At 30.9% G+C, this 22,042-nt stretch carries 18 protein-coding genes; 8 read left to right on the top strand and 10 right to left on the bottom strand.

The genetic code is table 11. From position 1 onward, the window contains the following. The first annotated feature begins 133 nt into the window (after positions 1-133). Positions 134-511 carry a CBS domain-containing protein gene (locus J3477_RS12205; RefSeq protein WP_206870228.1) on the top strand — a complete coding sequence of 126 codons (378 nt, stop codon included), beginning with the start codon at positions 134-136 and terminating at the stop codon, positions 509-511. A gap of 105 nt (positions 512-616) precedes the next feature. Here J3477_RS12205 and J3477_RS12210 read toward each other — a convergent pair whose 3' ends face one another. After that, positions 617-1,588, bottom strand: coding sequence for an AraC family transcriptional regulator (locus J3477_RS12210; protein ID WP_206870229.1), 972 nt, complete (start codon positions 1,586-1,588; stop codon positions 617-619). 310 nt (positions 1,589-1,898) lie between these two features. Between J3477_RS12210 and J3477_RS12215 the strand changes: the two genes are divergently transcribed. Both J3477_RS12215 and J3477_RS26300 read left to right on the top strand, forming a co-directional pair. Continuing rightward, a complete protein-coding gene (locus J3477_RS12215; protein ID WP_206870230.1) occupies positions 1,899-2,213 on the top strand; it encodes a zinc-ribbon domain-containing protein in 315 nt (104 codons plus the stop codon). 22 nt (positions 2,214-2,235) lie between these two features. Continuing rightward, entirely contained in the window at positions 2,236-2,583 is a 348-nt protein-coding gene (locus tag J3477_RS26300) for a DUF2085 domain-containing protein (RefSeq protein ID WP_228731271.1), read from the top strand. A gap of 129 nt (positions 2,584-2,712) precedes the next feature. Here the strand turns inward: J3477_RS26300 and J3477_RS12225 are convergent, their stop codons facing one another. Continuing rightward, positions 2,713-4,197, bottom strand: coding sequence for a glutamate synthase subunit beta (locus tag J3477_RS12225; protein ID WP_206870232.1), 1,485 nt, complete (start codon positions 4,195-4,197; stop codon positions 2,713-2,715). A gap of 17 nt (positions 4,198-4,214) precedes the next feature. Next, positions 4,215-8,750, bottom strand: coding sequence for a glutamate synthase large subunit (gltB, locus tag J3477_RS12230; RefSeq protein ID WP_206870233.1), 4,536 nt, complete (start codon positions 8,748-8,750; stop codon positions 4,215-4,217). A 619-nt stretch (positions 8,751-9,369) separates the two neighbouring features. Between gltB and J3477_RS12235 the strand changes: the two genes are divergently transcribed. The 4 genes from J3477_RS12235 to J3477_RS12250 all read left to right on the top strand — a co-directional run bounded on the left by J3477_RS12235 (position 9,370) and on the right by J3477_RS12250 (position 14,402). Further along, on the top strand, positions 9,370-10,077 hold the full coding sequence (locus J3477_RS12235) for a Crp/Fnr family transcriptional regulator (protein WP_228731272.1): 708 nt from the start codon (positions 9,370-9,372) through the stop codon (positions 10,075-10,077). Between the two features lie 192 nt (positions 10,078-10,269). Then, complete coding sequence (locus J3477_RS12240; RefSeq protein ID WP_206870235.1) at positions 10,270-11,502, top strand: FprA family A-type flavoprotein; 1,233 nt, start codon at positions 10,270-10,272, stop codon at positions 11,500-11,502. A gap of 17 nt (positions 11,503-11,519) precedes the next feature. After that, positions 11,520-12,230: an iron-sulfur cluster repair di-iron protein gene (gene ric / locus J3477_RS12245; RefSeq protein ID WP_206870236.1), complete on the top strand. Its 711-nt coding sequence runs from the start codon at positions 11,520-11,522 to the stop codon at positions 12,228-12,230. A gap of 327 nt (positions 12,231-12,557) precedes the next feature. Then, the gene (locus J3477_RS12250; protein WP_206870237.1) at positions 12,558-14,402 is read left to right on the top strand and encodes a multicopper oxidase domain-containing protein; all 1,845 of its coding nucleotides are present in this window, start codon (positions 12,558-12,560) and stop codon (positions 14,400-14,402) included. Positions 14,403-14,561: 159 nt separating this feature from the next. On the opposite strand, the gene J3477_RS12255 is transcribed toward J3477_RS12250, so the two are convergent. The 7 genes from J3477_RS12255 to J3477_RS12285 form a co-directional block, all read right to left on the bottom strand. After that, a complete protein-coding gene (locus J3477_RS12255) occupies positions 14,562-15,323 on the bottom strand; it encodes an exodeoxyribonuclease III (protein ID WP_206870238.1) in 762 nt (253 codons plus the stop codon). 164 nt (positions 15,324-15,487) lie between these two features. Beyond that, positions 15,488-17,398 carry an FtsX-like permease family protein gene (locus tag J3477_RS12260; RefSeq protein WP_206870239.1) on the bottom strand — a complete coding sequence of 637 codons (1,911 nt, stop codon included), beginning with the start codon at positions 17,396-17,398 and terminating at the stop codon, positions 15,488-15,490. Beyond that, complete coding sequence (locus tag J3477_RS12265) at positions 17,385-18,155, bottom strand: ABC transporter ATP-binding protein (RefSeq protein WP_206870240.1); 771 nt, start codon at positions 18,153-18,155, stop codon at positions 17,385-17,387. The genes J3477_RS12260 and J3477_RS12265 overlap by 14 nt, the downstream gene beginning before the upstream one ends. A 356-nt stretch (positions 18,156-18,511) precedes the next feature. After that, entirely contained in the window at positions 18,512-19,522 is a 1,011-nt protein-coding gene (locus J3477_RS12270) for a sensor histidine kinase (protein ID WP_206870241.1), read from the bottom strand. Then, a complete protein-coding gene (locus J3477_RS12275) occupies positions 19,519-20,193 on the bottom strand; it encodes a response regulator transcription factor (RefSeq protein ID WP_206870242.1) in 675 nt (224 codons plus the stop codon). The genes J3477_RS12270 and J3477_RS12275 overlap by 4 nt, the downstream gene beginning before the upstream one ends. A 139-nt stretch (positions 20,194-20,332) precedes the next feature. Next, entirely contained in the window at positions 20,333-20,650 is a 318-nt protein-coding gene (locus tag J3477_RS12280; protein ID WP_206870243.1) for a hypothetical protein, read from the bottom strand. Positions 20,651-20,925: 275 nt separating this feature from the next. After that, positions 20,926-21,309, bottom strand: a complete 384-nt coding sequence (locus J3477_RS12285; protein WP_206870244.1) for a MerR family transcriptional regulator — start codon at positions 21,307-21,309, stop codon at positions 20,926-20,928. Between the two features lie 236 nt (positions 21,310-21,545). Between J3477_RS12285 and J3477_RS12290 the strand changes: the two genes are divergently transcribed. Next, positions 21,546-22,034, top strand: a complete 489-nt coding sequence (locus tag J3477_RS12290) for a hypothetical protein (protein WP_206870245.1) — start codon at positions 21,546-21,548, stop codon at positions 22,032-22,034. Positions 22,035-22,042: the final 8 nt, after the last annotated feature.

Consider the following 22,042-nt stretch of genomic DNA (forward strand, 5'->3'; position numbering starts at 1 on the left):
TTCAACACGGTGCTTTAAACTTGCCAAATATATAAAGAACACTATTATTTTCTAGATATTCTGATTTTTTCTTCTTTAATGTAACTTTTTGTAGTAAAATAAGAATATAAACATATTTGAGGGAGATGATATCATGAACATTGGTAATATATTAAAGAGTAATCCTATCACTCTAAAAGTAAACGATAACATAGATAAAGCTTTGAAACTCATGGCTGAGTTTGGCTTGAATGGTATGCCAGTTGTAGATAATAACGATGTTTTAGTTGGAATGGTTGTTAAAGCAGATATATTTAGATTCATGGTAACCCCAGGCCACTATGAAGATTGTCCAGTTGATTGGGTTATGTCTAAATCAATAATTTTAGCTCAAGCTAATGAAGATATTATTGTTGTAGCAAAACGTTTAAGAAAAAACAATATTATTTCTATGCCAGTTGTAGAAAACGAAAAGCTAGTAGGAATTATAAGCATTGAAGATTTGTTAGATTATTATATCGGATTAGAATAAAATTTAGGCTATGTTTAAGAGAATTATTGAAATTAAGTGGTTATAGAGGAGATATTAGTAGTTTTATACCACTAAATATCTTCTTTTTATTCTTATGTTATTTATCTAATCCTCGTATAGCTTCTTTCCTCTATATTCCTTTGGTGTAACTCCATACTTTTCTTTAAATATCTTATAAAAATAAGTAGGATTCTCATAACCTATTAAATCTATTATTTCAATGATAGAGTACTCAGTAAGCTTTAACAACTCTATTGCCTTACTTAGCTTTTTCTCTTGAAGAAGCCCTTTAAACGTCATTTTTGTATGTTTTTTTATTAGTTTACTAAGTTTATAATGTGGTTGATTTAACTTTTTAGCAAGTTCAAATAAATTTGCATCTTTATAATATTTATCAATATATTTGAAACTTTGAATTATAAGCAGCTTATCATAATTATTGGCTGAATAAGTCTCTATATCCTTAGATCGCTTTACTAATTCAACTAAAAGTAATCCTACTAATAATTTAATGGTTGCTTTACTCATTATAGAAGGTTCGTAAAGCTCTGTTATTATTTTTTCTGAAAGCTCTTGTATATAGCTTTTATCAGCTACTTTGAAATATAAATATTCTCCCTCACTATAATCCTTATATAAGGTAGTTAGTAAAAACTTACTTATTAGGTTTTCATCATCTAAAAGAGTTATTATATAATCAAAAAACTCCGGTTTAATTATAAAATTTATTATTATATCCTCTTCTCCAGAGGCTTCTATTTCATGTGTTATATACTGATTTAAAAAAATCAGTTCCCCTTGCTTTAAAGTAATTTTCTTTTCATCTATAGTTTGAGTTAGTTGTCCTGAATATACATAATTGAATTCTATATAATTGTGTTTATGTTTCGGAAAATTTACAAATCTAGTATGTCTTCTTATATCAATTAATTCCCCTGTTTGTAGGAGCTTTTTGCTATCTACTATAAATTCACCATTATCAGTATATAAGCTTTTATTAACATTTTCTTCCCCACTTAATATTTTTTCTTCTTCCTCTGTTAATGCTATGAGTCTTTGATATATATCTTCTCTCATAGGTCCTCCTAAAAACTTTGTCTTAATTTAATCTTCAATTAATAATTTAATTATAGCACGCTTTAAAGACCTTCTCCTTAAATGCAGTAATTATTTTTTACGCTCTTTAAAGCAATGGTAAAAATCTAAAAAACAAATCTAGTACGAAGCATCACATATATAAATAAAGTACATTTTTACACTTTTCTTAGCTAAACATCTCCTTATTCTCCTAAAATCACTATTTTAGCTTCACATAATGTATTTTTATGTTATAATTGTAAGGATTATGCCTAATTATAATAAATAACATTCTAAGGGGGAGTTTTTAATGTTTTGTAGCAATTGTGGCAATGAAATAAATGATAATGCAGATGTTTGCATTCATTGTGGAGTTTCAGTGTCTAAAAAAAATAAGGACAATCCATCTCATCTTGCTGGAGCCGTTTCTTGTTGCTTTCCAATTGTAGGCTTGATTCTTTATTTCTTATGGAAAGATGACAAGCCAAAAAGCTCTAAGTTAGTTTGTCGTTGGATGATAGCTGGTATAGTACTTTGGATTCTATTCTACGTAGTTATGTTTTTACTTGGATTCATAGGGGCTATGTCTGATTCTAGTTACTCATCAATTACATATGTACTCTAATTTAGAGAAACTTTTACACTATATGTTCTTATGCCACAGACGGCCAGATAGATCATTTTTTTATAAGGGGAAACAATTTCCTATTTGTGCTCGTTGTACTGGTATACTAGCAGGATATTTTATAGGAATATTTTACTTATTTTTTATTCCAAATCGCAATCATCTTATCGAAATTTTATTTATGCTTCCATTGATTATAGATGGCACTGTACAATATTTCGGAAAATGGGAAAGTACCAATATGCGAAGATTTTGTACAGGTATTTTAGCAGGTATCTCTACTGTATGTTTATTTAGCATAGCAGGAGCATATGGATACAATCATGGAAAACATGTGGCGGATATTCTTATAAAATTTTTGCAAAAATAAAGGAAACCCACTTCTATTTTAACGGAGTGGGTTTCTTTTAATAAATAATTATTTTATATAAAAAACTCAATATATTTAACTACTAACATTATATTTTATAAATATTAGTATTCAGTTACTTCAATAATTCTAAACTAAAGTTGTATATCCTTCTAAGAACTTATCTACTTCTCTTGCACAAGCTCTTCCTTCATTTATAGCCCATACTACAAGACTTTGACCTCTTCTAACATCTCCACAAGCAAAAACTTTAGATAAATTAGTTTGGAACTTTCCGTACTGAGCATTTACGTTTGTTCTTGCATCAGTTTCTACCTCAAAGCTATCAGTTACATACTTCTCAGCACCTACAAATCCCATTGCAAGTAGTACCATATCTGCTTTCCATACCTTTTCACTGCCTTCAACTTCCTTTGGAACAAAAGCACCATTTTCATTCTTTTCCCAGTTTACATTCACTGTCTTTACTGCAGTAAGATTGCCTTCTTCATCACCTATAAACTCTTTTACAGTGATTAAGAATTCTCTAGGATCTTTACCATTTAAATCAATGAATTCTTCTTGTCCGTAGTCAACCTTATGAATTCTTGGATATTGTGGCCATGGATTAGCTTCTGTTCTGTCTTCTGGCTGTTTTCCCATGATTTCGAATTGAACTAAGGAATTGCAGTTATGTCTTAGGCTTGTAGCAACACAGTCGGTTCCAGTGTCTCCTCCTCCTATTACAATAACATCTTTTCCTTCTGCAGATATATAATTCTTATCCTCTAAGTTTGAATCTAAAAGACTCTTAGTAGTTGCTTTTAGAAAATCTACTGCGTAGTGTATCCCCTTAAGTTCTCTTCCCTTCGCCTTTAAATCTCTAGGATTTGATGAACCACAAGCTAGAACTACTGAATCATATTTTTCTAGAAGCTCCTTAGAGTCAACATTAACTCCTACATTTGCGTTAGTTACAAAGTTTACGCCTTCTTCTTTCATGATATTTACTCTTCTATCAATTACAGCCTTATCCAGCTTCATGTTAGGGATACCATACATCAAAAGTCCCCCTACACGGTCATTTCTTTCATAAACGGAAACATTATATCCTCTTTTATTAAGCTGATCAGCACAAGCAAGTCCAGCAGGACCAGATCCTATTATTGCTACTTTTTTATCTAATCTTACCTTTGGAGGATTAGGCTTAATTAAGCCTTCCTCAAAAGCTCTCTCTATAATAGATCTTTCATTTTCTTTTATAGATATTGCTGGTCCATTAATTCCAGCAGTACATGCTGATTCACAAGGTGCTGGACAAACTCTTCCTGTAAACTCTGGGAAGTTATTAGTCTTTAGAAGTCTTTCAATAGCCTTCTTCCAATTCCCTTTATATATTAAATCATTCCATTCAGGTATAAGATTATTAACAGGACATCCTGACACCATTCCGTTTATCATTATTCCTGACTGACAGAATGGTATCCCACAGTCCATACATCTAGCACCTTGAACTTGTTGTTCCTCTTTGGAAAGAGGAGTTACAAACTCGTTGTAATCTTTTAATCTTTCCTTTGGTTTTTTCTTAGCTGCAACTTTCCTATCATATTCTAAAAAACCTGTTGGCTTTCCCATAATACTCCTCCTCTTTCCTACTTTCTTACTCCTTTTATTACATCAAAGGCCATTCTTTCTGCATCTTCTTTTGAAGCTCCTGAAGCCACATATTCTTTAATTAAGGTAGTTATATTCTTATAGTCCTTAGGCATTACCTTAATAAAGCCTTTCTTATATTCTTCAAAGTTTGAAGCTATCTTCTTTGCTTCAGCTGAAGCAGTATATTTCTCATGCTCTTCTAGAAGCGAAAGTAAATCTTTTTCATCTGATGAATCTAACTCTTCTATATGAACCATGCTTTCATTTATATTTTTTCTCTTTGTTCCTTCAGAATCAAGAATATAAACTACTCCTCCTGACATACCAGCTGCAAAGTTTCTTCCTACTGGACCCAGTATAACAACAGTTCCGCCTGTCATATATTCGCAACCATGATCACCAACACCTTCAACCACTGCCGTAGCTCCAGAGTTTCTAACTCCAAATCTCTCTCCAGCAACCCCTCTTATGAAGGCCTTACCACTTGTAGCTCCATATAAAGCTACGTTACCAATCAATATATTTTCAGTAGGGTTAAGAGTTACAGTGTCTGGCTCATATACTATGATTTTACCTCCTGAAAGTCCTTTTCCTATATAGTCATTAGCATCACCTTCAAGCTCTAATGTAAGTCCGTTAGGTATAAATGCTCCAAAACTTTGTCCTCCTGCACCTTTTGTTTTTACCCAAATAGTGTCTTCTGGAAGTCCTTTTTCTCCATATCTTTTAGTTATTTCACTTCCTAATATTGTTCCAAATACTCTATCAGTGTTACCTACATTAACTTCTAACTTAACATTGGACTTACCTTCAAGAGCATCTAAAGAGTTTGGTACTAATACCTTTGAATCTAAAACATTGTATAGCTTATGGTCGTAGCTTGCTTGATATTTATAGATCCTGTCGTGTGGAACTTCTGGATTGAATAGTAATCTTGATAAATCTACTTTCTTAGCTTTCCATCCACCAATAGATCTTTGTACTAACTTATCAGTACGTCCAATCATTTCGTCTATAGTTCTGAAGCCAAGTCTCGCCATGTATTCTCTTAGTTCTTCAGCTATAAAGTGCATGAAGTTTATAACATGTTCTGGCTTTCCCTTAAATCTCTTTCTTAGTTCTTCATTTTGTGTTGCTATTCCAACAGGACAAGTATCAAGATTACATACTCTCATCATCACACAACCCATAACCACTAGTGGTGCTGTTGCAAACCCAAACTCTTCTGCTCCTAGAAGTGCTGCGATAGCAACGTCTTTACCTGACATAAGCTTACCGTCTGTTTCTATTACTACTCTTTCTCTTAAGCCATTTAAGATTAGAGTTTGATGAACTTCAGCAAGACCAAGTTCCCAAGGTAACCCTGCATGTTTTATAGAAGTTCTTGGTGATGCTCCTGTGCCTCCATCATATCCACTTATTAGAATTACATCAGCTCCACCCTTTGCAACACCAGCTGCAACTGTACCAACTCCAGCCTCAGAAACTAGCTTTACACTTACTCTAGCTCTTGAGTTTACATTCTTAAGATCATATATTAACTCCGCCAAATCTTCAATAGAATATATATCATGATGTGGTGGTGGTGATATTAAACCAACTCCAGTAGTTGAGTGTCTTGCCTTAGCTACCCATGGATAAACCTTAGTTGCTGGAAGCTGTCCACCTTCTCCTGGTTTTGCACCTTGTGCCATCTTTATCTGTATTTCTTTTGCATCGACTAGGTATTCTGAAGTAACTCCAAATCTACCTGATGCTATTTGTTTTATTGCAGAAGATCTTAAATCTCCATTTTCATCAACAACAAATCTTTCTCTTTCTTCTCCACCTTCACCAGTATTTGATCTTCCACCAATTCTGTTCATTGCTATAGCTAAACATTCATGAGCTTCCTTACTGATTGAACCGTAAGACATAGCTCCTGTTTTAAATCTCTTAACTATGGATTCAACTGATTCAACTTCATCTATAGAGATACTTTCGTTATCTAAATTTAAATCTAATAAGCTTCTTAGCGTTAAGTTATTTTTTTCATTGCTAACTAAAGAAGTATATTCTTTAAATTCTTTATAATTGCCAGTCTTACATGCATTTTGAAGTTTATGAATTGTAAGAGGATTATATAAATGTTCTTCTTTATTACTTCTAAACTTATGAGCACCTTCAGAATCAAGAGTAAAATCTATAAGTCTTGCATCAAAACCTTGTGTATGTCTTATTACAGCTTCTTTCTCAATATCTAGAAGATCAATTCCTTCTATTCTAGATGGTGTCAATGCAAAATATTTGTCTACTACTTCCTTTGATATTCCAATAGCTTCAAAAATTTGAGCTCCGTTGTAGGATTGTATTGTTGAAATTCCCATCTTAGAAATTACTTTAACAATTCCTTTTAAAGCACCCTTATTGTAGTTATAAACTGCCTTATCAAAGCTTAAATCCACAGTACCTTCTTCAACTAAAGTTCTAATTGATTCATATGCCATATAAGGATTTATGGCATTAGCACCGAAACCTAAAAGTAGCGCAAAATGATGAATTTCTCTAGGTTCTCCAGATTCTACAACTATACTAACCTTAGTTCTCTTTGCTTCATCAACTAGATGATGGTGTAATGCTGAAACAGCAAGTAAAGTCGGAATTGGCACATTATTTTCATCAACAGTTTTGTCTGAAAGAACTATAATTGAAGTTCCATCTTCTATAGCTTCATCAGCTTTTATTAGTATACTTTCTAAAGCCTTTTCAAGATTTCCTTCTTCTTCGCTCTTATTGAATACTGTTGGTATAACAACATTCTTAAAGCCTTTATTTTCAATGGATAATACCTTATTAAAATCTTTATTTGATAATATAGGATTATCTAACTTCACTCTCCTACAGTTATCCTCACCTTCAGAAAGTATATTTGACTCTGCACCTAGATACACTCTCATAGAAGTTACTATCTCTTCTCTTATTGCATCTATAGGTGGATTAGTAACCTGAGCAAATAATTGTTTGAAATAATTATATAATAACTGTGGTCTATCACTTAAAACTGCAAGTGGTGTATCAACTCCCATAGATACTAGTGGATCATCTGCATTTACACACATAGGAGTTATTGTAGATGTAACATCTTCATAAGTGTATCCAAAAGCCTTTTGTAATCTAACTAATTTAGCTTCCTCTAATTTCTCTTCAGATACAGTAACTTCTGGTATTTCTCTAAGCTTCAGCAAATTATCCTTAACCCAAGTTCCATATGGTTTTAAAGTAGAATAATTTTTCTTTAAATCATTGTCATCTATAAGCTCACCATTAACTGTATCAACAAGAAGCATTCTACCTGGTGTAAGTCTGCCCTTATACTTTACATTTTCACTTTCAACATTCATAACTCCAACTTCAGATGATAGGATTAGGTAATCATCTTTAGTTACATAATATCTTGAAGGTCTGAGACCATTTCTATCTAAAGTTGCTCCTAGTATATCTCCATCAGTAAATGCTATTGCAGCAGGTCCATCCCAAGGTTCCATCATTGTTGAATTATATTCATAGAAGGATTTCTTATCTTTATCCATTTCATGATTCTTGCTCCAAGGCTCTGGTATAAGCATCATCATTATGTGAGGAAGAGTTCTTCCATTCATATATAGAAACTCTATTGTGTTATCAAGCATTGAAGAATCTGAACCATTTTTATTGATTACTGGAAGGACTTTATTTAGTTCATTTCCAAATATATCTGACTTAAGTTCTGATTCTCTTGCGTTCATCCAATTTACATTACCTCTAATAGTGTTAATTTCACCATTATGAATGATGTATCTATTAGGATGTGCTCTCTCCCAGCTTGGGAAAGTGTTTGTACTAAATCTAGAGTGAACAAGAGCTATAGCTGTATCCATCAATTCATTTTGTAAATCCGGATAAAATTTTTCTACCTGAACTGCCGTAAGCATTCCCTTGTAAACTAAAGTTTTTGAGGAAAGACTAGCAACATATGCCTCTACTGCTTCTTTTTCAAATAATCTTCTAATTACATAAAGTTCTCTTTCAAAAGTCTTTGAATCGAAGTTATCACTATTTGAAGCAACAAAGCCCTGCATTATAAAAGGCATTGCTTCTCTAGATGCGTCTCCTAAATCCTCTGGATTAACAGGAACTTCTCTCCATCCCAAAAAGCAATGCCCTTCATTAAGAACAATATTTTCAAAAAGCGCCTTTGCTTTTTCTCTCTTTTCTTTATTTTTTGATAAGAAGAACATTCCTACACCGTAGTGTCCTTCCTTTGGTAATTCAAACTCACATACTCTTGTAAAGAAATTGTGCGATACTTGAATCAATATTCCTGCTCCATCTCCTACATTAGGATCAGCACCAGCGCCCCCTCTGTGCTCTAACTTAACAAGAATATCTAAGGCATCCTTTACGATAGCATGGTTCTTTTTGCCTTTAATATGTGCGATTGCCCCAATACCACAGGCATCTTTTTCAAAACTTGGATCATACATCCCTTGCTCTTTCGGAAAGTTACAAAACATAGCCAGTCCCCCTTTAATATTACTTTTGCTATATTAGATAAAATTGCTACATTTACTCAATAAACAATTCTTAATTCTATCATTTAAGTATTTTTATATCTCATAAATATATAATTTTTATTTCAATACAACATATCTCTTATATTATTTTTTATTATGGTAAATTTAATATACCATATGATTCATTTAAAGATGTAAAAAAATTTATATTGTGAAATAATAATATCACTAAAGTGTCAAAAAAATCAATATAATAATTAAATTTTATAAGAAAATATTAAAATTATGCAATAAAATCATAAACAAACTTCACTTTTATTACAATATACGTAATTCAACTCCTTTTGATACTAAAAACTGTAAATTGCAATTTTGCTTACCAATACTTTCAAAATCAAGTTAATAAATTATTTCAAAACATGAAAACCATTTCTAGTGATGTACTACTTCTATAAGAAATATATTTTAAAATTCTCTCACAAAATTGTAAATCCACGAAACTATTTAGCCCTTTAAATTGAAATATTCAAAAGTTACAATTATAGATTAGTTTATATGAATATATATCTATGATAAAATGATATATAAATATTTATTAACACTTCACGAGGTGATATATTTGAATAAAATTCAATGTGAAAGTTGTAAAACCAAACTTTGTGCTAGCAAAGTTCCCATATTTGCATCACTTGACAGAGATCATTTATCTAAGGTTGTTTCTAAAATAAGTCACCTTAGCTTTAATAAAGGTGAAGCAATTTGTGTTGAAGGAGATCTTTCTAACTCTTTAGTAATTATAAATCAAGGTCAGGTAAAACTCACAAAGGTCACAAAAGAGGGAAAGGAACAAATAATACGAGTTTTATCTCCAGGTGATTTTTTCGGAGAACTTAGCCTCTTTAATGAAAAAGAGAAATACAATTTCTCTGCATACGCTCTATCTTCAGTAAAAATATGTTCTTTAAGTAAAGAGGCAATGCACACTATACTTATAGAAAATCCTGAAATATCAGTAAAAATATTGACTGAAGTTTCTAAAAGACTTATGGAAGCCGAAAATCTTGCACAAAATCTTGCAACCAATGATGCTGACATAAGAGTTGCTAGTCTTATTTCTGAATTTGGAGAAAAATACGGACACAATACTGATTTAGGAATTGAAGTTAACTTACCTATGAACAGAGAGGATATGGCTAACTATATAGGGGTTACTCGCGAAACTATAAGCAGAAAGCTCACTAAGCTACAGGACTCTGGTGTAATATCTTTAGTAGGAAACAAAACTTTAATCATTCGAGATTCTAGCAGGCTAAATGATTTTATGTAAAAAATCTTATAATTTAATATTGTTGTTTAAAGCTCCTGTTTTATTTACAGGAGCTTTAGTATTTTTATATCGATGTTTTTTTATTATTTTTTAAAATTTGATTTGAATCATATTTTTAAAATCCTAATGCTCATATAATTAAGCCATAGCAAACGAAAAAATAATTTGATATAAAATTTAGGAGGCTTAATTATGATAAATAAAATGATGATTGCAGATAACATATATAGCGTAAGTAAAGTGGATGATAGAGATGTTCCATTCCATAGACTTACATTAACAAAAGGCACAACATATAACAGCTACTTACTAAATACAGAAAAACCAACCATTATAGATACTGTAGATATAAGTTTTGGAAAAGAATTCGTAGATAACTTAAAAGAAACTATAGATTTAATGAGGATTCAATATATTGTTATAAACCATACTGAACCTGATCACTCAGGGGGACTTGGAAGTCTTGCAGCTCAAGCTAAGAATGCTACTATAGTTTGTACAGAAAAAGCAGTTGAAGAATTAAAAGAAATGTATAAACTTCACAAAAGAAACTTCTTAGTAGTTAAAGATGGAGATAAATTAGATATAGGTGGTAAGACTTTATTATTCTTAGAAACACCATATCTTCATACTGAAGAAACTATGATAACTTACTGCATTGAAGATAAAATATTATTCCCTTGTGACATATTTAGCACACATATTGCTAATACAGAAGTATTTAATGATTTAGCTAAAGAAGACATATTTGAAGACTTTAAGGTTTACTACACATTAATCATGCACCCACATAGAAAGCATGTTCAATATATGATAAATAAGATAAAACATCTTGATATTAAGATGATTGCTCCATCTCATGGATATATATTAAGAACTGAAACAGAAAAATTTGTTAAGTTATACGCAGAACTAAGCAAGAATACTACAACTAATAAATCAGCAGCCGTAATCTATTCCACTATGACAAGCAACACAAAAAAACTTTCACAAAGTATCGCTGATTTCCTTAGCGCTGAGGGAATTACTGCTGTAACTGTAGATGTAAATAAAACTCCAAAGGAAGAAGTACTAGATTATATAAACAACTCTGATATAGTACTTTTCGGTAGCTCAACTAGATATGGAGATATGATAGGTGCTTTAGAAGATGTTTTAAAAGAATTGAAAGCCATGGACTTATCTAATAAAATAGTTTCAGCCTTTGGTTCTTACGGTTGGAGCGGCGAATCTATAGAAGTAATACAAGATTATCTACTTGATACAAATGCTAATGTATTAGAAACTTCTAAGGTAATAAAATCCACAGGTATGTCAGATGTAGCTTTTCCTATAAGAATAAGATTTGCTGTAAAAGAAGAGTCTCTTCATGAAGTAGAAAGAGCTTGTGAATATATTGGTAGTCTTGCACTTAATGCAATATAAAAATTTGGAGGTATATGATGATAAACAAAATAGATAAAAAAGATACTTTAGGTCAAATAGTTTCTAATTTCCCTTTAGCAAGTGAGATATTTAATAAATATAAGATTGATTATTGTTGTGGTGGACATGATAACTTGGAATCAGCTTTACTTGAAAAAAATCTGAATGTTGATAGTATTTTAAAGGAACTTAATGAAGCTTATGAGGTATTTTTACAGTCTAATAATGAATATATTGACTGGAGAAAGGAATCACCAATCAATATCATAAATCATATAGTAAGAACACACCACGCTTACACAAAAAGAGAATTACCTAATATTGATTTACTTATGATGAAAATTTTGAAAGCTCACTTTTCTCATCATCAAGAACTTCTATTAAAACTACACAAGCTATTTGGACTTCTAAAAATAGAATTAGAAGAACATTTAATAAAAGAGGAAGAAGTATTATTTCCTTTGATAGAAAAGTATTCTAATGATAAATCTAGTACCACCCTTACAAAGGTAACTGAATTTATAAAAGAAACTGAGTCTGAACATGATGCTGCTGGGGACATACTTAAAGAAATAAGAGAACTCACAAATGATTTTTCTGCACCAAAAGACACTTGCACTACATTCAGACTTGTATATGCTCAAATAGAAGCTCTTGAAAAAGACCTATTTACTCATATACATTTAGAAAACAGTGTACTATTTTCATTAGTTTCATCTGAAAAATAAAAAAGTTCCAATTATCATTGCTTTTTAAATTTGTATTAATCAATTTATAAACAATGTTAATATATTTAAACATATTGATCTCTACCCCTCTGCAAGAGAAGATAAGCCACTTCATTATTTAAATTTGAAGTGGTTTATTTTTATTTAAAGATGAAACACTTCAATCCGAAATTTATTTTCAAAACTCCTCTGGGTTCTAAGAGGAGAATTTGAAAATATAAATTTAATTATGAAGTGATTCATCTATAACATATGACATATTATTACATATAATGTATCGATGTACAATTGTTGTTAAAGTATATTGTACATGAAAGGATGATAACTATGGCTGTAAGACATTATGTTTTGCTAGCTACTGATGGAAAAACAAAATTGCCTACATCTCCAGAACTTCCTCCTAATCCTACAACAGAAGTTGAGGTTCTTATATACGGATTTGTTGGGGGATTGTATAAGGTTGATGACAAAGTAGTAGATGAAAAGCTTAATTGGGAAAACTCAGAAAACTGGAACTATTTATACGGGCTAAAAGGAAGTGCTTCTCTTCCATCTCCTATTATATGGGGAGAAGTTGGTGACAAAATCTATATTACTTTAATTAATCTTGGTATGTTGTATGTTAATATAATGGATCCTCATACAGTTCATATGCACGGTGCACATGTAGCCACTCAGTTAGATGGCTTCCCTGAACTTTCATTTGCGGTTCCTATGTGGGAGTTTAACGGAAGTAACAAACCCGAAACTTTGACCTATTATTTCTATCCAGAAAATCCTGGAACACTTATGTATCACTGCCACCAGGAAGCTTCAGAGCATGTTCAAATGGGTATGTATGGAGCATTAATAATATATCCATCTTATAAGAGTCTTGAAGAGAATGGCATAAGAAAAGATAAGCGTGGAAGATGGCTTAACAATGGAGAAATTGTTCCTAATATACCTTGCTCTGCTACAAATAGAAATTTTGCTTATAACAACATTCATTCTTTTTTCAATAAGGAATATATAATGTTATTATCAGACATCGACCAGACCTGGCACGATAGTATATTAAATGGTACTGATTTTAATCCTGTAGACTACAAACCTAATTTCTGGCTTGTAAACGGAAGACCTTTCCCTTATTCTTTACTTCCACATCCACAAACACCTACAGATGGTAGTGATACTGATTTAGCACAATTAAATTACGAGTCATATGTTCGTGTAAAAACTGGGGAAGACTTTTTACTCAGAATGATAAATATGGGTTACCAAGTAATACCTTGGCATATACACGGATGGCACTTTAAAGTTATAGGCAAGGATTCGCATGTAAGTCCATTTTTAGAGATGAATCATCCTTCAAAGGATATGGGACATATGGGACACCCTATAACTGAAATGGGCTTTACCTGCACGATTGGCTCTGGTGAAACCTATGATCTTTTGATAAATGCCGAAAACAAGAGTCCTATATACAGAAAATATATTGTTAAAGGACAGAATTCTATCCCTTCTGTTTGTAGACAAATTCATGAACTTAAAGCATATGATCCTTCACTTATAGCAGAAATTCCTACAGAGCCTATAAATGTATTAAATATTAATACAACAAATTATATAGATATCTGCGATGAATCAGAAGAAAGTCCAAATAGTAACTTCTTCCCTCAATTTTATCCAATGCACAATCATGACGATTATAAAGTCACAAACAATGGAGTTTATCCTGGAGGACAGTTGACTTATATACAAGTAGACGCTCCTGAATCCGGTGGTTTGATGGGAAGTTATTATGCCAATAAAAACTTTACTGATCTTAGGTTAAAGAGACTAGATGAAAGTATTAGCTTTAACTGGAAAACTGATAAACCTCAAGATTTAGGTGAAAGCTTCTCAGCGAGATGGACTGGAAAGCTAAAGCTTCCTATCTCTCAAAGATACAAACTACAGTTAGTTTGTGTAGGTGATGGCACCGTAAAGCTAAATGGGAAAGAAATTCTAAGAGTAAAAGATTATTATTCTCTACCAATAGATTTTGAAATGGTTGATTTTGAAGGTGAAAAGTCATATGAAATCGAAATTGAATATGTTGGAACCTCGAAAGGGGCTATTGCATTACTTTGGACTTCCTCAACAAAGGTAAGAGAAACAATTCCTCCTTATAACTTATACCCACTTTAAAATATTGGCGCTGTTAAAGTATTGTGCTGAAATTAAATGGCTAGCAATCAGATGCTTTAGTCAAGTTCTTGTATAGGAACCTTTTAGAAAAACCTCCAATAGAAAATCTGTAAAGATGTTCCATTGGAGGTTTTTGCATATTTAAATATGTTCAATAAATTACTTTAACTCTATAGATACAGGACAATGATCTGAACCAAATACCTCAGTCAGAATATCTGCTCCTTTAAGCTCTTCTAGCAGGTTATTAGATACAAAGTGGTAGTCTATTCTCCATCCCGTGTTTCTTTCTCTTGATTTGAACATATAACTCCACCAAGAGTATTTTATAGTTTCTGGATTAAAATGTCTAAAGGTATCTGTATATCCGTTAGCAATAAACTTATCCATCCATTCTCTCTCCATTGGTAAGAACCCTGAAGTCTTTTCATTGGACTTTGCATTCTTAATATCCATCGGTGTATGGGCAGTGTTATAATCACCACAGATTATAAGCTTCTTCCCTTCCTTTACTCTCTCATTACAATATTCAAGTAAAGCGTCATAGAATCTCATCTTATAATCTAATCTTTCCTCACTACTCTGTCCATTTGGGAAGTATATATTAAACAGAGTAAATCCTTCAAACTCTGTTATTAAAATTCTTCCTTCACTATCGAATTCTTCAATTCCAATACCATGACTAACACTTATAGGTTCAACTTTAGAATATGTAGCAACTCCACTATATCCTTTTTTCTCAGCAAAGGAAAAATACGAATGATACCCTTTTATATTTCTAGCTGCATCATCTAAAGTCGCTTCTTGAAGCTTAGTTTCCTGTATACATAGTATATCTGGCGAATCAGTTTCTACAAAGTTTAAAAAATCTTTTTTCATAATGGCTCTAAGTCCATTAACATTCCATGAATATATCTTCAAAAAATCATCTCCTTAAGGAATAAAGTACAATCAATAATAATTATTAATTATATGATATTATACTTTATTCCCTATTTCAATGTCCAATAATCAAGTTCTAATAATTAATCGAGCTTTAGCTGCGTGCTTTTATTGATTTAATTAATTTCTTCTTTAAAAAAGCTTTAAGCATTCTTATTTACAACGATCTTAGTATAGGAGTTTAAAGTCACAAAATAATACACACAATAGATAAGCCCATACACCGAAGCTATCACAATAAAACTATTCATAAGTTTCAAAGAAAGCATTTTGCTCAGTGCAATAGTTGCCGGTAATGAGTTTATAACAGCAACCATAAATGGTGCCCAAAATAGTAGCCCTAATTCTTTTGCAATTGAAATTTTTATTTCATGATTACTTACTCCAATTTTACTTAAGGTAACAAATTTTTCCTTGTCTTCTCTTGCTTCCATCTCCATCTTAAAATATATTATACTTCCTGTGGCAGTTATAAATAATGCACCTATAAACAACCCTATAAAGGCCATCATACCTAATAACTTTAGTCCATCTGTATAATGTTCATAGAAAGTTACGAGTCCACTTTCTTTATAAAAGTTCTTTCCTAAGTCGCTTAAGAAATTTTCTGCTTTGAAATCATTATCTAAAATATATCCTTTTAGTTTAATAATCTTTGATTTTTCAGAATTTAATTTCATAGAATCATAGATATTGTCTTTTACTACAAAAGTTTGGTTAAAGTGATCAAGCGCTATGAAAGGTTTTATATCTGTTTGAGATACCTTCAAGCTATAGTTTTTATCTTTTAAATTTATATTAACGCTCTTATTTAATGCACTTTTATTAACAGCAAAACTTTGCATTTGTATGAAGTAGCAATCATCTTCATGATTTAATTCTGCTTTTCTGTCAACATTTTGATGTTCATTTATCTTATTAAAATCACTTTGTCTAATAACATAAAAATCAGAATTAATATTATTAAGAGGATCTTCTGCATTTACTATAAGCATCTCAAGTTCATCAGAATATTTAACTGATATTTCCTTGTGATTAGCTAGAACTCTATCAAAAATTACATTTTCATCTTTTGTTTTAAAATACTCTACAGAAAAAGGTCTCATATATCTTGAGTTTTCTTCAGTTTTTGTATAAGACCCCACACATGTAACCAACGCACAAAGAGCAACCGTAGTACTTATTGCAATGATACTGAGAGTTCCAACATTTCCTCTATACCTAAAATATAGCTGTGAAGTTGCTATAAGCTTAGTACCTTTAAAAAGACTCTTTTCATTTTTCTTATTTATATATATTAAAAATGTTGTAGCAGATGTAAAGAGCAGTATCGTACCTACTACTACTAGCGCAACAACTATTGGAGCCTTAAGTATATTGCTACCTAACTCTTGAATAGCAATACTATAACCAAAATACATACAAACAACTGATACAATTGTAAATAAAAATGTTATTGCTGATACTTTTAATCCTCTCTCAATTCTTTTTGATGCATTAAATAAATCTATCAGATTACTGTTCCTTACAATAATTGAACCATGGATTGAAATAATAATATATATTGTGCCAAATATCTTTAATGTCATATTTATAGCTCTTAAATTCCACTGAAAAGGCACAAATGATGATATTTTAACCATATAAAAAAGAATCATTATGAAAAACTTACTAAAAATAAGTCCCAAGATTATTCCAGTTATCAATGCAATTGCAGTAATAAATGTATTTTCATAAAAATTAATCTTTGCAACTTGATTTTTAGACATTCCTAAAAGCATATAGGTAGCAAACTCTTTTTTCCTTGATTTTATAAAAAACGAATTAGAATACCATATAAAAAATGCCGAAAAAATCACAATCATTACTGCGCCAACATTAAATAAAGTTATAAATTTCTTCATTTCTCCAAGCTCGTCTTGAATATAAGTACTGTATAAAATAGACATAAAAAGATAGACTGAAAATATACTAAAGGATAAACTTAAAAAATATGACCAATAATTTTTAAAATTCTTTCTTATATTCCTGGTTGTAATACTAACCAATGTCATCAGTATCACCCCCTATGACAGAAAGTATCTTTAAAATTCTTTGATAAAAATCTTTTCTTGTCATATCACCTTTATATATTTCATTAAATAACTTACCATCTTTAATAAATATAACTCTCTTGCAGTATGATGCCGCAAAAACATCATGGGTTACCATAAGTATGGTAGCTTTATTATTCTCATTCAAATTATTCAAAGCTCCCAACAGTTCCTTAGAGGATTTGGAATCAAGTGCTCCAGTAGGCTCATCCCCTAGTATCAAGGAGGGATTAGAAATCATAGCTCTTGCAGCAGCTGCTCTTTGTTTCTGCCCACCAGACACTTCATAAGGATGTTTATTAAGCACTTCACTTATTCCTAGCTTATTTGTAATGTCAGCTAACCTTTTTTCTATAATTGAATAGGAAGTTTTGGATAAGGCCAAGGGTAATACTATGTTTTCCTTAAGTGTCATATTGTCTAAAAGATTAAAGTCTTGAAATATAAACCCAAGCTTCTCTCTTCTAAATTTTGATAAACTTGGCTCCTTAAGCTTTGTCACATCATTACCGTCAATATAGACACTCCCTGAAGTAGGCTTATCTATAGTTGATATTACATTCAAAAAAGTAGTTTTTCCTGAACCTGAAGGTCCCATTATCCCTACAAATTCTCCTTCATTTATCTTGAGATCTATATTATCTAAAGCTGTATATTTCACTGACCCGAATTTTGATCCGTATACCTTTTTTAAGTTTTTAATATTTAATACTTCCATATAAATACCTCCAAGTTTATTTCGTAGGTGCACCATAATTACATTGATACTATTCTTAAAATAATTCTAAAAGCTTAAGTTTTTAGAATATTATCTTTGCTGTATCTTATATTAAAAGTATATAAAAAAACAAAATGTGCCGCCATTTCTTTGGCTTACATTTTGCTTTTCAAACTTACAATTTTGTAATATATAGATAAACTACTTCAATCCTTAAACTCCAAATAAAGATTTCGATGATTCTACGAATCTTTATTTGGATAAATTCTAATATGAAGTAGTTTATATATGGATATACAACTTCATTATAGAATTTATATTTTCAAATTTAATTGGTACATCTTTATATCACTTCATTAATCACCATATACAGGAAAGTAAATATAAAATTTGGTTCCTTTTCCATATTCAGATTCTACCGTTAGTCTATGTCCTAGCTTTGTAGAAAGCTTCTTAGCAAGATATAACCCCATACCTGTAGCTTTAATGTTATTGTCCCGGCCGTTATTACCAGTAAAAGACTTAGAAAAAATTCTCTCTATATCTTCTTGCCTTATTCCTATGCCATCATCCTCCACAGTAAGCACTATTTCATTATCATTTTTAGAGGTATAAAAACTTATCCCTCCTCCATCTTTGGTATATTTAAGAGCATTTGATATAAGCTGATCTATTATAAATACCAACCATTTTTTATCTGTATCCACTGTCAACTTATCATCAACCTTATTAAAAAAACTAATATGCTTTCTTATAAAAATAATAGAATGCTTCTTCACACTTTCCTTAACAACATTATTAATGACAGTTTCGCTTATAACATAATCCTTTGAAAAATCATTACTTCTTGAGTAGTATAGAACCTTTTCAACATAATCATCAATCTTATCAAGCTCTTCCTTTAATGATATTACTGTCGTTTGTTCTTGAAAATTTATTGTATCTAATATAAGCTTGGCAGTAGTTATAGGAGTTTTAATTTCATGTACCCAGCTTATTATAAATTCACTATTCTCAGAAAAACTCTCTTCTATATTTCTCAAGGAATCTACATACTCTTTATAAAGATCAGAAATAATCATTTGATAAATTTCATCCTTACATTCAAAAGCTTCAGTAAATATAGGCGTTTTATTTTCTGACTTTTGTATTTCCTTTAAATTTTTAATACTTTTATTTCTAACGTTATAATCATATATGACGAAAAATAATAACATTATAATCGATACAGTAATCATATAGACTAAATTTGAAGTCAAAAGCTCGTTGCTCCTACCCACATATATAGTCAGTAAGATAAAAGTTAAAAGAATTACGTAAAAAACTAAAAATCTTAAATTTTCTTTTAAATATCTAAAAAAACTCATTTTATCATATACCCCTGATTCTTTACTGTTTTTATATACTCCTCTAACCCTATCTCATTTAACCTTTTTCTTAATCTATTTATGTTTACTGTTAAAGTATTATCATCTATAAAGCTCTCATCTTCCCATAGTTCTTGCATGATTTTTTCTCTACTTACTATTCTTTCATGATTCTTCATCAATACATATAGTATTTTAAACTCATTTTTTGTGAGCTCCACACTTTTATTTTCATAGTGCAGGACGTTATCTTTAAGAGAAAGTAATACCCCATTATAATTTATTACATCAATTGAAGCATCAGAGTAAGAATAAGTTCGTCTCAAAATAGCATTAATCTTGGCTATCAATACTTCCATAGAGAAAGGCTTAGTTATATAATCATCCCCTCCCATATTTACAGCCATGACTATGTCCATATTTGTGTTTCTTGATGATAAAAATAATACTGGCACCTTTGATATATTTCTTATTTGATTGCACCAATGAAATCCATCAAATACTGGTAGGTTTATATCCATCAGTACAAGACTTGGAGAATAACTTACAAATTCTCCAACTATATTACTGAAATCTTCAACGAAACAAACGTCAAATCCCCATTTCTTTAGAGAATCTGTAATTATCTCCCTTATCTTTTCTTCATCTTCTATTATCATTATCTTATACATAATTTCTCCTTACCTTAGATATCCGTTATAAAGATCAATTCATACTTATCCGAATATCCTAGCATTTGATGATTTTCTAACCTGTCGAAACAATGCTAGCTAAAAAACAATTAACTCTACTACGAAAATTATACCACTATTATACAAAATATAAAATCATCACCACACTTGATATTATAAGTCTTATAATATGATGTCCTACCTTCACCTTTCCATGAATCTTAATTCCACTAAGTATTGCAGATATATGATTGAGAACTAGCCCAACTAATAGAGTTATACATGATAAAATCGAATTGTTTTTTTCAAACATCACTGACATAATTAAAAACGCTCCACCAGTTATCATCATTAACGTAGCCAACCTTGAACTCTTCTTTTGTTTGAGTCCAAGTACTCCAGCAATTATGCTCAACAATCCATAGAGCACAGTTATTACAACGAATACAATATTCATACAAACACCTTCTTTAATTATTTGTATAATCATTTCTTTATCTTTAGGATATTTTTAAGAGTATTATTGAAATTAAATTGTTGTCAGGAGATGCTATATGAGCGAGCTATTAGAATTAAATGATTTTTTCAGATGGAATGGCGTTAATAAACTGTACTGTTCGAACGTAGTGAGTTTGCAGTTTTAGCCATGGAGTATGACAAAATCATATTAATTCTTTGCGTAAGCTCATTAAAGCATCGGAGGACTAACAATTTAATTTCGACGTTTCAACATCACCTATTTTTAATTAGACTATTAGTTTTAATAATCATCTTATTCAAAGCAGTTTTAACTATCCTAAGTTCCTCTTCTTGTCTTTCTATAGCCTTATATTTTAACTCAATCATTCCAAGACAAACCTCTATATCCTTTACACTATCGTCATTTATTTCCTCACTTTGTTCTATACTTTCCTCTAATTCAAAAAAAGCTTTTATTTCATCAAGAGAGAAATTGAGTTTTTTAAGTTTTATAATGATTAAAGCCTTTTCAACATCTTCCTCAGTATACATTCTTCTTGAATTTACTTTTGCCGGAATTAATAATTTAATCTTGTCATAATACCTTAATGTATCAATTGCTATAGCTGTAATTTTTGAAAATTCTCCAATATCCATATTGGCCTCCATATAAAAATATTTTCCAAGGTTATATTCATTAATTTAACTATAAAACCTAAATCTGGCTCCATGTCAATAGAAATATTACTTTATTATTAATTAATTCTGCAAGATTCCTCAATTCCTTATATTGATGAATAAATTACTATCTAGAGTTGAAATTATAATTATATAAATTTTTTTCATCAAACCTTCTTTTCTCATAGATGTTTTAAAAAAGGAGATTAAATATTATGCATACAATCACCAAAATCATTACTGCCACATTGATATCTACATTATTAATCAATTCACCTTATGCTGGAACTGAACTTAAAAAAGATAATTTAATTACTCATGAACAGACAAAAGCTCAAGTTGAACTTTTTAAACAAGCTCTTGATGAATTTGGAGCAACTTCTCCAGAACAGGTAATAAGTATTTGGGCTAAAACTGAAAAAACAAGGAATGGAGTTTACCACTACTCTGTTGCTTGTAAAGAATTAAAAGCAAAAATTTTAAAAGACTTAGGTGATCCAAAAGATACTTATTGGATATATGGTGTATCCAGTCCATGGCTTGATAGATATGAAGTTATTTCTAAAAACAAAATAAGTGCTACTGAATATATAGTTAAATTAAAATTCTTTTGGTCAACTTCTTCTGGCTCTTTCAATACAACAGAAAATACTCTTAGAATTATACATGCCAAAGATACCTGGTGTGTTAAGGAGGTTACTTAAGCTTAGTT

The sequence above is a fragment of the Clostridium zeae genome (assembly GCF_017312485.1).
Taxonomy (GTDB): Bacteria; Bacillota; Clostridia; order Clostridiales; family Clostridiaceae; genus Clostridium_AR; species Clostridium_AR zeae.

What these genes read in the sequence shown, in the direction of transcription:
- J3477_RS12205 (WP_206870228.1), top strand. Translation starts at nt 134, where the DNA reads ATGAACATTGGTAATATATTAAAGAGTAATCCTATCACTCTAAAAGTA.
- J3477_RS12210 (WP_206870229.1), bottom strand. Translation starts at nt 1,588, where the DNA reads ATGAGAGAAGATATATATCAAAGACTCATAGCATTAACAGAGGAAGAA.
- J3477_RS12215 (WP_206870230.1), top strand. Translation starts at nt 1,899, where the DNA reads ATGTTTTGTAGCAATTGTGGCAATGAAATAAATGATAATGCAGATGTT.
- J3477_RS26300 (WP_228731271.1), top strand. Translation starts at nt 2,236, where the DNA reads ATGTTCTTATGCCACAGACGGCCAGATAGATCATTTTTTTATAAGGGG.
- J3477_RS12225 (WP_206870232.1), bottom strand. Translation starts at nt 4,197, where the DNA reads ATGGGAAAGCCAACAGGTTTTTTAGAATATGATAGGAAAGTTGCAGCT.
- gltB (WP_206870233.1), bottom strand. Translation starts at nt 8,750, where the DNA reads ATGTTTTGTAACTTTCCGAAAGAGCAAGGGATGTATGATCCAAGTTTT.
- J3477_RS12240 (WP_206870235.1), top strand. Translation starts at nt 10,270, where the DNA reads ATGATAAATAAAATGATGATTGCAGATAACATATATAGCGTAAGTAAA.
- ric (WP_206870236.1), top strand. Translation starts at nt 11,520, where the DNA reads ATGATAAACAAAATAGATAAAAAAGATACTTTAGGTCAAATAGTTTCT.
- J3477_RS12250 (WP_206870237.1), top strand. Translation starts at nt 12,558, where the DNA reads ATGGCTGTAAGACATTATGTTTTGCTAGCTACTGATGGAAAAACAAAA.
- J3477_RS12260 (WP_206870239.1), bottom strand. Translation starts at nt 17,398, where the DNA reads ATGACATTGGTTAGTATTACAACCAGGAATATAAGAAAGAATTTTAAA.
- J3477_RS12265 (WP_206870240.1), bottom strand. Translation starts at nt 18,155, where the DNA reads ATGGAAGTATTAAATATTAAAAACTTAAAAAAGGTATACGGATCAAAA.
- J3477_RS12270 (WP_206870241.1), bottom strand. Translation starts at nt 19,522, where the DNA reads ATGAGTTTTTTTAGATATTTAAAAGAAAATTTAAGATTTTTAGTTTTT.
- J3477_RS12275 (WP_206870242.1), bottom strand. Translation starts at nt 20,193, where the DNA reads ATGTATAAGATAATGATAATAGAAGATGAAGAAAAGATAAGGGAGATA.
- J3477_RS12280 (WP_206870243.1), bottom strand. Translation starts at nt 20,650, where the DNA reads ATGAATATTGTATTCGTTGTAATAACTGTGCTCTATGGATTGTTGAGC.
- J3477_RS12285 (WP_206870244.1), bottom strand. Translation starts at nt 21,309, where the DNA reads ATGGATATTGGAGAATTTTCAAAAATTACAGCTATAGCAATTGATACA.
- J3477_RS12290 (WP_206870245.1), top strand. Translation starts at nt 21,546, where the DNA reads ATGCATACAATCACCAAAATCATTACTGCCACATTGATATCTACATTA.